10 protein-coding genes are annotated in these 12,276 nt (G+C 58.1%); 7 read left to right on the forward strand and 3 right to left on the reverse strand.

What is annotated here, in order from left to right:
- From ACQQCD_RS01240 to ACQQCD_RS01250, 3 genes are read left to right on the forward strand one after another with little or no spacing between them, the layout of a single operon-like run.
- Nucleotides 1-1,176, forward strand: coding sequence for a CaiB/BaiF CoA transferase family protein (locus ACQQCD_RS01240; RefSeq protein ID WP_430266571.1), 1,176 nt, complete (start codon nucleotides 1-3; stop codon nucleotides 1,174-1,176).
- Nucleotides 1,161-2,252: an MBL fold metallo-hydrolase gene (locus tag ACQQCD_RS01245; RefSeq protein WP_430266572.1), complete on the forward strand. Its 1,092-nt coding sequence runs from the start codon at nucleotides 1,161-1,163 to the stop codon at nucleotides 2,250-2,252. The genes ACQQCD_RS01240 and ACQQCD_RS01245 overlap by 16 nt, the downstream gene beginning before the upstream one ends.
- Before the next feature lie 39 nt (nucleotides 2,253-2,291).
- The gene (locus ACQQCD_RS01250) at nucleotides 2,292-3,968 is read left to right on the forward strand and encodes an FAD-binding dehydrogenase (protein ID WP_430266573.1); all 1,677 of its coding nucleotides are present in this window, start codon (nucleotides 2,292-2,294) and stop codon (nucleotides 3,966-3,968) included.
- A 119-nt stretch (nucleotides 3,969-4,087) separates the two neighbouring features.
- Here ACQQCD_RS01250 and ACQQCD_RS01255 read toward each other — a convergent pair whose 3' ends face one another.
- Together ACQQCD_RS01255 and ACQQCD_RS01260 are read right to left on the reverse strand one after the other, a co-directional pair.
- The gene (locus ACQQCD_RS01255) at nucleotides 4,088-4,876 is read right to left on the reverse strand and encodes a PspA/IM30 family protein (protein WP_430266574.1); all 789 of its coding nucleotides are present in this window, start codon (nucleotides 4,874-4,876) and stop codon (nucleotides 4,088-4,090) included.
- A 156-nt stretch (nucleotides 4,877-5,032) separates the two neighbouring features.
- Nucleotides 5,033-7,075 carry a TPM domain-containing protein gene (locus ACQQCD_RS01260; RefSeq protein WP_430266575.1) on the reverse strand — a complete coding sequence of 681 codons (2,043 nt, stop codon included), beginning with the start codon at nucleotides 7,073-7,075 and terminating at the stop codon, nucleotides 5,033-5,035.
- 282 nt (nucleotides 7,076-7,357) lie between these two features.
- Between ACQQCD_RS01260 and ACQQCD_RS01265 the strand changes: the two genes are divergently transcribed.
- The 4 genes from ACQQCD_RS01265 to ACQQCD_RS01280 all read left to right on the forward strand — a co-directional run bounded on the left by ACQQCD_RS01265 (nucleotide 7,358) and on the right by ACQQCD_RS01280 (nucleotide 11,722).
- Nucleotides 7,358-8,971: a trypsin-like peptidase domain-containing protein gene (locus tag ACQQCD_RS01265; RefSeq protein WP_430266576.1), complete on the forward strand. Its 1,614-nt coding sequence runs from the start codon at nucleotides 7,358-7,360 to the stop codon at nucleotides 8,969-8,971.
- Nucleotides 8,972-9,184: 213 nt separating this feature from the next.
- On the forward strand, nucleotides 9,185-9,979 hold the full coding sequence (locus tag ACQQCD_RS01270; protein ID WP_430266577.1) for an electron transfer flavoprotein subunit beta/FixA family protein: 795 nt from the start codon (nucleotides 9,185-9,187) through the stop codon (nucleotides 9,977-9,979).
- A 24-nt stretch (nucleotides 9,980-10,003) separates the two neighbouring features.
- Nucleotides 10,004-10,951, forward strand: a complete 948-nt coding sequence (locus ACQQCD_RS01275) for an electron transfer flavoprotein subunit alpha/FixB family protein (protein ID WP_430266578.1) — start codon at nucleotides 10,004-10,006, stop codon at nucleotides 10,949-10,951.
- Nucleotides 10,952-11,722, forward strand: coding sequence for a PIG-L deacetylase family protein (locus ACQQCD_RS01280; RefSeq protein ID WP_430266727.1), 771 nt, complete (start codon nucleotides 10,952-10,954; stop codon nucleotides 11,720-11,722).
- Between the two features lie 80 nt (nucleotides 11,723-11,802).
- Here the strand turns inward: ACQQCD_RS01280 and ACQQCD_RS01285 are convergent, their stop codons facing one another.
- Nucleotides 11,803-12,270, reverse strand: a complete 468-nt coding sequence (locus tag ACQQCD_RS01285) for a tRNA (cytidine(34)-2'-O)-methyltransferase (protein ID WP_430266579.1) — start codon at nucleotides 12,268-12,270, stop codon at nucleotides 11,803-11,805.
- Nucleotides 12,271-12,276: the final 6 nt, after the last annotated feature.

The raw sequence follows: 12,276 nt of genomic DNA on the forward strand, positions 1-12,276 counted from the left end.
ATGTCAGGACCCTTGCAGGGTGTGAAAGTGGTGGAGCTTGCGGCGCTGGGACCAGCGCCGCACGCTGCCATGATGCTTGCGGACATGGGAGCAGACGTGGTCCGCATCGTGGGCCCGGCACCTTTTATTGGAGGGTACGACGTCGATACTCATCTCCAGCGCGGACGCACCACTGTGCGGGCGGACCTGAAAGACCACGCCGCGCTCGCGAAGGTGCGTTCACTCATCAACGAGGCCGATGTACTACTCGAGGGCTTCCGGCCAGGCACCACCGAGCGTTTGGGTTTGGGGCCGGCAGAGTTCTTGGAGGGAAATCCGCGACTCATCTACGCCAGGATGACCGGCTGGGGTCAGTCCGGGCCGCTGGCTGCCAGGGCCGGGCATGACATCAACTATCTGGCCCTCAGCGGTGCGCTCAACGCCGTTGGTCCCGCCGAGCATCCCGTCCCGCCGCTAAATCTGGTGGGGGACTTTGGTGCGGGATCCATGCTGGTCCTCACCGGCATTTTGGCGGCACTTGTGGAGCGGGAATATTCCGGCATGGGGCAAGTGGTGGACGCGGCCATGCTGGACGGAATAGGTATGCTCTCGCAACTGATTTTGGAGCTGCGCTCGGTGGGGATGTGGACTGACACCCGTGGCAGTAACCTCTTGGACGGGGCAGCCCCTTACTACCGCTGCTACCGGTGTGCGGACGGACAATTTGTTGCTGTGGGCGCCATTGAAGACCCCTTTTATGCTGAGCTGTTGTCTGGTTTGGGGCTTCGTGAGCAGGCTGCAGGGAGCCGAGAACCCATAAGCAGCGCAGAACCAACAGGATCCGTCCCTGAACGCATCAACCCGGCCAATTGGCCGCTCATCACCGAACTGTTCGCCCAGGCTTTTGCCCAGCGCAGCCGGGACGAATGGGACAAACTGTTCCGGGATACTGATGCGTGTGTCACCCCCGTGTTGAGCTTTGGCGAGGCCGCCCACACACCACAAGTGGTGGCCCGCGAGACTCTCCACGGCGACGGCGCGAATATTGTTGCCGCAGCTGCCCCACGATTCTCCCGGACGCCGTCGGCCGTTCAAGTTCCAGAGACCCGAGCCACAGAATCCCCCGTCTCAGAAATTTCAGCCACAGAAACTGGGGTCACTTTAGAGGATGTGTTAAAGCAATGGCAGAGGAAATGATTACCGTCACCGGGGACTTGCAATTCGAGGCGTGGCGCCAAAAAGTGCTCCCACCGGTGGAAGAAGTCCGGCCGAGTGTGTGGTCAATTCCGGTACCGTTCCCCAACAACCCCATGCGATACACACTGTGTTATGCGCTCATTGGAGAGGACGCCGGTTCCGGTTCAGTTGTGGTGGTTGATCCTGGATGGGCGTCAGCCGAGGGCTGGGAAGCCTTGACCCAGGGGCTGGCTCTTGCCGGGGTATCAACCGAAGCCGTTAGTGGAATTGTGGTGACTCACTTGCACCCAGACCACCTTGGTCTCGCTTCACGTTTGCGGACTGCGTCCGGAGCATGGGTGGCGCTTGGGGAGCAAGAGGTTTTACCCTCGGGCTGGGCCGCCGATGCTGACAAACATGCAATCAAGGATGCTGAGCGGTACCGGAATTGGGGTGTGCCGGCAGATCGCCTCACGGAGGTCACCTTTGGTGCAGCGGATTGGGCTCAGATGGCACGGATGCAGGAACCTCAACTCCGGCTCAGTGATGGCGCCTATGTTCCGGCCGTGGGCTTGAGGCTACGGGTCATCGCAACCCCTGGCCACACCCCGGGGCACATTTGTCTCTTTGATGAGAAAAATAACCTACTCCTGACGGGGGACCATATTCTTCCCCGAATCACTCCACACATATCCCTTGAAATGCACTCGCCCATCAACCCTGTAGCCGACTACCTCTCCTCTCTGGATGTCCTTGAAAATCTCCAAACGCAAGACGCGAACACGGCCCTGGAAGTTTTGCCAGCTCACGAATATCGTTTTGATGGTCTGAGTCAACGTCTTGCCGAGCTGCGGCAACACACCTTGGCTAGGTCCGCTGAAGTACAAAGCGTCATTAACTCGGGAACAGCAAGGAACGTGTGGGATGTGGCAAGCAAGTTGACCTGGTCCCGAGGATTTGACTCCCTCGGCTCTTTCGCATTGAGGCTAGCCATGGCCGAAACCGCAAGTCACCTCGTGTACCTTCAAAGCCAAGGTGCTGGGCTTGATTTCCAGATAACCGAGGTACCAGAGGCACCAGTCACCGGGACCGAGTAGATTCAATCCTGCGCCACCAAGCCCATTGAAAGGCTGACGATGAAAGCTGATGTGATAGTTATTGGGGCCGGCCTTGCCGGGCTCGCGGCAGCCAACGAAGTCATCAACTCTGGTCACACCGTGCTCCTGGTAGATCAAGAAAACGAAGCGAACCTTGGTGGCCAGGCCTTTTGGTCTTTTGGCGGGTTGTTTTTGGTGGACACTCCCGAACAGCGGCGGCTTGGGGTGAAGGATTCTTTTGACCTTGCCTGGCAGGACTGGCAAGGGAGTGCAGCTTGGGATCGTTTGGACGGGCCACTTCCCCAAGATGAGTGGGCCTCCCAGTGGGGCCGTGCCTACGTTGAATTTGCCGCCGGGGAGGCGCGATCGTGGCTACGTGAGCAGGGGGTGAGTTTCACGCCCATGGTTGGTTGGGCTGAACGTGGGGACGGCAGAGCTGGCGGCCACGGCAACTCGGTGCCGCGGTTCCACGTTGCTTGGGGGACCGGCACAGGGGTTGTTGGGCCGTTCGTTGAAAAGGCTCGAGCGGCAGCAGCGGAAGGCAATTTACAGTTTGCTTTTCGCCACCGGGTTGATCGCCTCGGCATGCACGACGGCGCCATCACCTCGGTCTCCGGAGCGGTCCTTGCGCCTGAGACGGCAAGGCGCGGTTCGCCGTCGAACTCGCAAGTAGTGGGGGATTTCGAGTTCAGCGCTCAAGCGGTCATTGTGACCACCGGCGGGCTGGGCGGAAACCACCAGATGGTGCGCCGCAATTGGCCGGCGAGGCTTGGCGCGCCGCCCGCCACCATGATCACTGGAGTCCCCGAATACGTGGACGGGCGAATGCTGGACATTGCCGAATCTAGTGGCGTGCGGCTGGTTAATAAAGACCGGATGTGGCACTACACAGAGGGAATCCAGAATTGGGACCCAGTGTGGCCTCAACACGGAATACGAATACTTCCAGGCCCTTCGTCCATGTGGTTTGACGCATTGGGGCGGCGGCTTCCCGCTCCCGGGCTGCCAGGCTATGACACCCTAGGCACGTTGAGATTACTGCGGACGGACCCGGCGATCGCGCAGTACAGCCACTCTTGGTTCATTTTGACCCAAAAGATGATTGAGAAAGAGTTCGCGCTCTCAGGTTCCGAACAAAACCCGGACATCACCAACAAGGACTTTAAGCTGCTGCTTAAGGCGCGGCTGGGCAAGGGAGCTCCAGCCCCTGTGGAAGCGTTCAAGACTTATGGGGCGGACTTTGTGGTGGCTAACTCACTTGAGGAGCTAGTCCCGCAAATGAACGCTCTGACCACGGAGCAATTGTTGGATGTGGCCACTCTTAGGGCCCACATAGAGCAGCGAGACCGGGAGATGAGCAACCCGTTCAGCAAGGACGCGCAAGTGATGGGGATTCATAATGCCCGTAAGTACCTTGGCGACAGGCTCACCCGCGTCGCCGCACCGCACAGAATTCTTGATCCCAAGGCCGGCCCGCTGATCGGTGTAAAGCTGCACATTCTCACTCGCAAAACACTCGGCGGAATCCAAACCGATTTGTCCTCACGTGCGCTTAACTCAGACGGAAAAGTGATTAGCGGGCTCTACGCGGCAGGTGAGGTCAGCGGCTTTGGTGGGGGAGGCTCCCACGGTTACAACGCCCTCGAGGGGACTTTTTTGGGTGGTTGCATGTTGACTGGCAGAACGGCGGGCCGGGCAGCTGCTGCTGCGCTCTAGCGCAGCCAGCTCTAAGCCACGGTGAATCTCAGCAGGGCAGCAAAACAAAAGTGATAAAGCACAAAACGATCGTCGCCCGGCAGCAGGAGCCGGGCGACGATCGTTTTGTTGAGTGCTATTTAGAGCTTGTCGAAGTCAGCTTCGTCCACGGTGGAACGGCTAGTCTGCGGAGCGGATGCGCCCAACGCTGGGGTGGAGCCGCCGTGCTTCAAAGCAGCAAGACGGGCTTCGATTTCAGTCTGCTCACCGAGGTCTTCAAGCTGGTTGAACTGGGCGTCCAAGCTTGAAGATGCCAGCTCTTGCTGACCGCGGACTTTTGCTTCTTCGCGACGGATTTTCTCCTCGAAGCGGCCAATCTCACTCGTGGGGTCAAGGATGTCGATGCTCTTAATGGCATCGTGAACCTGAGACTGAGCCTCAACTGTCTTGGACCGAGCCACCAGTTCATTGCGCTTGCTGGTCAGCTCGTTGAGCTTGGCCTTCATTTGGTCCAGGCCAGACTTGAGCTTGTCTACAACCTCGGTCTGCGAAGCGATGTTGGGCTCGTTAGCTTTGGCCTCGTTCTCGGCCGACATTTGACGCTGCAAGGCAACCTTGGCGAGGTTGTCGAACTTGGTGGCATCTGCATCGTTGCCAGCAGCACGGAACTCGTCAGCCTTGCGTGATGCTGCAAGTGCCTTGTTGCCCCAGTCATGTGCGTTTTTGACGTCCTCGGTGTGGTCGTCCTGAAGCAGGCGCAAGTTGCCAATGGTCTGTGCCACGGCGGACTCAGCCTCGGCGATGTTGTTTGTGTAGTCACGAACCATTTGATCCAGCATCTTCTGCGGATCCTCGGCCTGATCCAGAATGGCGTTGATGTTCGCCTTTGCCAACTGTGCGATCCGGCCAAAAATGGACTGCTTTACCATGGTGATCCCTTTCGTCCTGCTCAGAGCGGGTGCTGGTCTCAGCTACCCGATTGGGTACTTCCTCTATACATCTGCGCCGTGGTGACGCATAGATGCCTAGCTATTGGTGCGGCTGGTTCCCTGTGGAACCTGGGACCAGCCGCGGATGATGTGAACCTAGAAACCGAAGTCGCCGCCGGAGTCGCCGCCCCAGCCGCCGCCTCCGCCGGAGTCGCCTCCACCCCAGCCTCCGCCACCGCCCCAGCCTCCGCCAGAGTCGCCTCCACCCCAGCCGGAGTCGCCTCCGCCGTGATTTCCGCCATTGAGAATCGAGTTGATCAAGATGCCGCCGAGGATGGCACCACCCAGACCTCCACCATTGCCGCGGCCACCGAACATTCCGCCGCCGAAGCCTTGGTTACCATAGCCCTGGCCAAACTGATCCACATCCTGCTGGGCCAAGGAGGCTGCCTGAGCAGCCAAGGCGTTTGCTTGCTGTGCGTAGCTGAGCGCTGTAACCGGGTCAGCTTTGGAAATGGAGAGCGCGTAGTCAGCGTTGCGTTGTGCTTCCGCCAGGCGGGTGCGAGCCTCGGTGCCTACACCGCCGCGGCGTGCCGTGATGTAGTCAGTGGTGGCGCTAATCTGAGCCTGAGCTGACATAAGTGCCTGCTGGAGTGACGCTTGGGCACGCCGGGCCTGATCTTGTTGGTCCCGAATTCCCGTGAGCGCTTGGTCTAAACCTTGGTGGGCGGTTTCAACACGCTGCAAGGTCAGCGCGGGGTCAATCTTCCCGGTCTGCATCTCTGTTTTGACCTGTTGTAGAGCCTGTTCTACCCCCGCTACTGGGCCCACCAGTTCAGTGTGCTGACCGTTCGCGGTCATGGCTTTGGCTTGGGCAAGGTCTTGTTCGGTCTCGGCGATGGCAGAGTCGAGAGTGGTGCGGGAGATATCCAGATTTGCGGAGACCTTAGCGATGGCATCAAGGAGGATGTTGGTCTGAGCCAAGCTTTCCTCAGCTGCTCGCACAGCCACGGCGGCGAGACTGGACTCCCCAGCGTCGAGTTTGGTCTGGGCCGTTGCTGAAGCGTTCTGGACAAAGCTCAGACGTTCCTTCGCCTGAGTGATGTTGTCAGCAACCTGGGTGCTGGCTGATTCGGCATATTTAGACCGCAGCACCGTCAATGACTGCTCGGCTGCATTGATTCGTTCCGTGGCCTTCGTGGCGCCGGCTTCAACCGAAGCCAAGGCCTGCGGGGCATTCTTCTCCAGCTCGCGGAGGGAATCGAAGTCAGCTTTCTGTTCCTTGAGGGAAGCGATTGCAGCTTCGGAGCGTCGGATGATTTCGCCAAGCCAGCTGCGCTGTTGTTCTTCAGTGTCTGGGATGTGGTCATCAAGTTGCTGTTGCAGCTTGAACGACTCTGACATGTGGCCCTTGGCCTCAGCGAGTGCCGTGGTGAAATTCCCCACTGCAGCATCACCGTATTGTGCCTGAGCGAAGCCAAGCTCTTGTTCGCTGGACTTGATGGCGTCATCCGCAGCGATGAGCAAAGAACCACTGCGTTTGCGCAACTCGTCAATGCTTAGCCCGGCCAATGGGTCCAGCTGTTCGCCCTGAGGTCCATAGCTAGCGCTCGATGCTTGAGCTGCCTTTTTGCGCCGGTTGCGGACCAACAAATACGCTCCGGCGCCGCCTGCAACCACCACGCCACCACCAACGAGTGCTGCAACACTGCCACCGCCGCTTTGGCTCTCACCGATTTGCGTAGCCGTGTTGATGATGGCTTTGTCGTAATCCTTAACGCCCTGGCTCAGAGCCGGGGACACGGCATTTTTGAGGAGATCATTGCGCTGCGAATCGGTGATGGGGGAATTGGGCCCGCGCACAATGGTTCCGTTGCCGGATTCTGTTGCAATCACTAGCAATACATCGCTTGCACTGAACGTCTTTTTGGTGGCCACGGCATTAGCCCATGCAGTGGGAGCAGTGGGGTTGGTGAAAGTCTTAACGGTGACTACCCAGAGATTGATCTGGTGATCGGTGTAGAGCTTTCGAATGGCATCATTGACCGCGGTCTTGTCCTTGATCACGCCGGAATTATCCGTGATGTTTTGACCCGAGGGAATGGTCACGGGATCTTCGGCGAACGCCGCAGCGGCCGGGACTAAGAGGAGTCCGGTCAACCCGATAGTGGCAAGGACTCGTTTTAACAGTAACCGCATGGGTAACCCTTCAGCACGCTAGTACCGTCCCAGGCCGGAACAGCAGTTCAGAATGCATCAGCGCCCCCACGCACAGGTTTCGCCGCAGGTCGCTGTGGCATTTCAACTTGATTCTATGGTGCAGCACTGGGTGCGTCCACCGAAGCGAATATGCCACAAGCGAAATGCGAACAAGGGTAGATTGAGCGCAGGAAAAGTTCCCAGACAACTTCCAGCAAACGTCCGACATTGCCCCAGAATCATTGACCATAGTTAGTGAGACGGAGGACGAAAGGAAATTTCATGACTGAGAATCCAGCACCGAGGAATTCCGGCGAAGCGGCCGACTCTGCTGCGAACCAGGATCCAACCACGCACCACACTGAGGTGATCCCGCACCTGGAAAATCCGACCATGAGTTTTGATCGTCACCCAGCCCAGGCGAACCCAGCCCAGGCCAACCCAGCACAGGCGGGCCACGAGCAGCAGAATACAGCCAACGGAAATTACTCGCCGCCGCAGCCGGTATACCCGCAGCCAGCCCCGCAAGGAACCTTCTCTGGACAGCAGAGCAACTTCAAGGGACCGGCCAACGCTGGGGGCAATGCCACTACGCCGCCGGCCCCGCACTACTCACCTCAGTATGGGCAGCAGCCATATAGTCAGCACACTTCGGCCTCCGTGGCCACCATGCCGGGCTCTGCGCCCAAACGCAAAGCCAGCTTTGGTGTTGGCACTTTGGTGGCGTGCATTGTTGCTGCGGGTCTTGTTGGTGGAGGTGTAGCCGCTGGTGGGAGTGCGCTGTGGGGTCAAAACACTTCCAGCGCGGCTTCCACGTCCAGCCAGCCCAGCACGGTGATTGTCAACAACAAGGACTCTGTTAATGCGATCACCGCGGCTGCAGCCAAAGCATCTCCGAGTGTTGTGACCATCAGCGCAGTGAGCGGTCAGTCCTCAGGCACAGGATCAGGAATCATCATTGATGATCAGGGGCATATTCTGACGAACACCCACGTGGTGACCTTGGATGGAACGGCAGCGAAAGCCACCATTGAAGTACGTACCAATGAGGGTAAGGTCCTGACTGGCACCGTAGTAGGTACTGACCCGCTTTCTGACCTGGCAGTGATTAAGGTTGATCCTTCAGGGCTGACCCCAGCCACTCTGGGAGATTCCAGCCAGCTTAATGTTGGTGACACCGCTGTGGCCATCGGTTCACCGCTGGGCCTGACCAACACTGTGACAGACGGCATTGTCTCCACGCTGAACCGGACCATATCCGTAGCGTCTTCAGCGGCACCTGACCAAAGTTCAGACAGCTCCCAGGGCCAGGATGACAACGGCTTCCGTTTTGCCCCGCCAGGTAGCAGCCAAGACCAGAGCCAAACCGCTACAAGTTCCATCTACCTCAACGTGATTCAAACCGATGCAGCCATCAACCCCGGAAACTCCGGTGGTGCCTTGGTCAACAGCAAAGGTGAAGTTGTAGGTGTGAACGTGGCTATAGCTTCGTCTGGAAGCAGCAGTAGTAGCAGTAGTAGCAGCGGAAACATCGGTGTTGGTTTTAGCATCCCGATCAACTACGCCAAGCGAATTGCTCAAGACATCATCAGCAACGGCAAGGCCACCCACGGGCAGTTCGGTGTGAGTGTTCAGCCAAAAACCTCCACTAGCGCCGACTCTACCTTCTCGGTAGGAGGCCTTGTAGCTGAAGTTGTTAGTGGTTCGGCCGCTGACAAAGCCGGTCTGAAAAAGGGTGATGTGATCACCAAGTTCGGTGACTACAGCATCAGCGATCCCAAGGAACTCACAGCAGCTGTTCGCGAACAGGCTGCCGGAAGCACCGTCAAGGTGACCGTCCAGCGTGACGGTTCTACCAAAGAATTTGACGTCACACTTACGGAAGCGGCCAACTGACATTCGTCGCAGATAGTTCGGTAAGAATGAAATAAGAACGACGGCGACCGGCCCCGAAAAAGGGTCGGTCGCCGTCGTTCTTTTAAGCGCAGCGACGAAAAGGACCTTAACGCTCAAGCCCACCAAGCTGGCTTTGTGGTTAGCTTGGAACACACCCGACGAAGACAGGCTCGGTACAGCACCGGTGGCCTTTAAGAGACAGTGGGAGAAACGTTGAAGATCGTTGTTTTGATCAAGTTTGTGCCTGATGCGCAATTTGATCGCCACTTGAGCGGCCCTGGTCACACCACTGACCGCTCCGAAAGCATTCTGTCCGAACTGGACGAGTACGCACTCGAGGCCGCACTGCAGATCGCAGACGCCGCGCCGGGGTCAGGTCACTCTGTTGTTGCACTGACCATGGGCCCGGCTGGTGCGTCCAACGCCGTAAAGAAGGCGCTGCAGATGGGTGCAAGCGAAGGAATCCACTTGAGCGACGATGCTCTAGCTGGTTCCGATGCTGCTGCAACATCGCTGGCACTCGCCGCTGCTATCAACAAGATTGGGGCAGAAGCTCCTGTGGACCTGATTGTCACAGGGATGGCCTCCACCGATGGCGAAACTTCCTTGGTTCCGGCGATGCTCGCCGAACGCCTCGATTTGCCGCAATTGACGTTTGCTTCCGCGGTGGAACTAGATGGATCCACCCTAACGATCCGCCGTGATTCAGACTTGTATTCGGAAACTGTCCAAGCAACTTTGCCGGCAGTACTCTCCGTCACCGACCAGGCCAATGATCCCCGGTACCCCAACTTCAAAGGCATCATCGCGGCCAAGCGGAAAAAGACTCAGACTTTGAGTCTCGCTGAGGTTGGCGTGGATGCGTCCCAGGTGGGTACTGCCGGCTCGTGGGCTGCAGTGACCTCGGCAAATGAGCGCCCGGCGCGCACAGCCGGAACCATTATCAATGACGACGGCAACGCTGGCATTGCGCTCGCGGACTTCTTGGCCGCCCAGAAGCTCATCTGAACCGGACGCTAGGACGTAATCATCATGGCAAAAGTACTTGTATATATTGACGCTGAGGGTGAGCTGAAAAAGAGCCACCTTGAACTTTTGACTGCCGCACGTGGCCTTGGCGAATTGGCTGTTGCTCTACCAACAACGCCCGACGCCGATGCCTCAGCAACCCTGGGACGTTACGGCGCCGCAGAGGTGCTGTTGCCTTCGGTTGACTTGGGCGATTACCTCGTGGGGCCAAAGGCCGCTTTTGTGGCCGCTGCAGCCCAAGGAGTAGGTGCCTCGGCAATCATTCTTGGAAACACTGCGGAGTCCAAAGAGATCGCTGCACGAGCGGGCATCCGTTTGGGTGCAGGTGTGATTACCGATGTTGTTCAGCTCGACGCTGACGGCACAGCACACAAGTCAGTGCTCGCCGGCTCTTACACCACGCAGGCTACGGTCCGCACGGGCATTGCCGTTCTGACCCTCAAGCCCAACAGTGTTGAACCGTCTGAAGCATCAGCACCGGGTTCTGCAAATGTTTCTACAGTTGAAGTTCCCGCTGCCGCCTTGGCTTCTTCGGCCCGCATCACCAATCGCGCACCTCGCCCGGCAACCGGACGCCCCGAGCTGACGGATGCACGCATTATTGTTGCCGGTGGTCGAGGTCTGGACGGTGATTTTGGGCCGGTTGAAGAATTGGCCGATGTTCTGGGTGCCGCCGTCGGTGCTTCACGTGCGGCTACTGACGCTGGCTGGATTGGTCACGAATTCCAAGTGGGGCAAACCGGTAAAACCGTGTCGCCGCAGCTGTACATTTCAGTCGGTATTTCCGGGGCAATCCAGCAAAAAGCTGGGATGCAGACCTCCAAGGTAATCGTTGCGGTGAACAAGGACGCTGAGTCACCCATCTTTGAGATTGCTGACTTTGGTGTGGTGGGTGACCTCTTTCAGGTTCTGCCACAAGCCATCGAAGAAATCCGGAAGCGCAAAGGCTAAATCTTGACTCAGCACACCACGGACCCGTTCGGCTCGAATCACAGGGTCGAACGGGTTTTGTGTTTCACTGCCCACCCGGACGACGTTGACTTTGGCGCGGCCGGAACCATTGCAGCATGGACCGCCGAAGGTGTTGAAGTCACCTATTGTGTGATGACCGACGGCGACGCCGGCGGCTTTGAGCCACGCGAACGTGAAGCGATCATCGCCCAACGAGCTGCTGAACAATTTCAAGCTGCACAGATTGTGGGGGTGAAAAACGTCCACTATTTGCACCGCCGCGACGGTTACCTCACCCCGGATCATTCGGTGATTGCTGAAGTAGTGGCACTGATCCGGGAAATCCGTCCCGACGTCGTACTTTCCATGCACCCGCAGCGAAACTGGGCACGCATCCAAAAGTCCCACCCAGATCACCTTGCGGTTGGCGAGGCAGTCACCCGAGCCGTGTATCCTGCCGCCGAGAACCCCTTTGCGTACCCCGAACTCGCCGAGCGTGGGCTGGAAGCGTACAAAGTTCCCTGGCTCTGGCTGATGGCTGGTCCGGAAGAGCTAGAAAACCATTTTGTGGACGTCACCGAACATGTGGAGGCCAAACTCGCAGCGATTCGAATCCATGCCAGCCAACATCCGGATCTAACTGCGATGGACCGTTCGGTCCGCCAAGGTCTGGAAGACACCGCCGCCCGCGGTGGCTTGGGCGAGGGAACGTTAGCCGAGGCATTCCATGTGGTGGCTGTGAACGGGCAAAGCACCTTCGCAGGCTTCTAAGCTCACCGTGAATCCTGCGTTTGCTGGACCGAGAGCTGTCCGGACGTTTTCATCTGGATATGGAGAGCTGGAGTGGATGCTTACAGTTGCGCTCCGGCGAATCCGTTCTGGCGCCATGCCTCATAGATGGCAATCGAGGCAGAGTTAGCCAGATTGAGCGATCGCAAGGACGGCAACATGGGCAAACGCACCCGTGATGTCACGTGCGGATCAATCTTGATTTCTGCGGGTAGCCCCACGGATTCTGGGCCGAACATTAAAACGTCACCGGCTTGATACTGGACCTCCGTGTAGGGGAGTTCCCCCTCGGAGGTAAAAGCAAACACCCGCTCGGGCTGCAAGGCTTCCCAGGCTGCTTCAATATTTGGGTGAACCGTCACCACGGCAAGGTCGTGATAATCCAGACCCGCCCGGCGCAACTTAGAGTCCTCGAAGCTGAACCCTAAAGGCTCAACGAGGTGCAATTCTGCGCCGGTAATGGCGGCCAAACGGATGGCATTGCCGGTATTACCGGGAATTTCTGGCGTATAAAAAAGGATGCGGAACACCCAACC

Origin of the sequence: Pseudarthrobacter sp. J1763, assembly GCF_050490295.1 — a bacterium.
Lineage (GTDB): Bacteria > Actinomycetota > Actinomycetes > Actinomycetales > Micrococcaceae > JBNPEO01.

Bases quoted from the DNA above. Each gene is read 5' to 3' on its own strand.
- ACQQCD_RS01240 (WP_430266571.1), top strand. From the start codon at position 1: ATGTCAGGACCCTTGCAGGGTGTGAAAGTGGTGGAGCTTGCGGCGCTG.
- ACQQCD_RS01245 (WP_430266572.1), top strand. From the start codon at position 1,161: ATGGCAGAGGAAATGATTACCGTCACCGGGGACTTGCAATTCGAGGCG.
- ACQQCD_RS01250 (WP_430266573.1), top strand. From the start codon at position 2,292: ATGAAAGCTGATGTGATAGTTATTGGGGCCGGCCTTGCCGGGCTCGCG.
- ACQQCD_RS01255 (WP_430266574.1), bottom strand. From the start codon at position 4,876: ATGGTAAAGCAGTCCATTTTTGGCCGGATCGCACAGTTGGCAAAGGCG.
- ACQQCD_RS01260 (WP_430266575.1), bottom strand. From the start codon at position 7,075: ATGCGGTTACTGTTAAAACGAGTCCTTGCCACTATCGGGTTGACCGGA.
- ACQQCD_RS01265 (WP_430266576.1), top strand. From the start codon at position 7,358: ATGACTGAGAATCCAGCACCGAGGAATTCCGGCGAAGCGGCCGACTCT.
- ACQQCD_RS01275 (WP_430266578.1), top strand. From the start codon at position 10,004: ATGGCAAAAGTACTTGTATATATTGACGCTGAGGGTGAGCTGAAAAAG.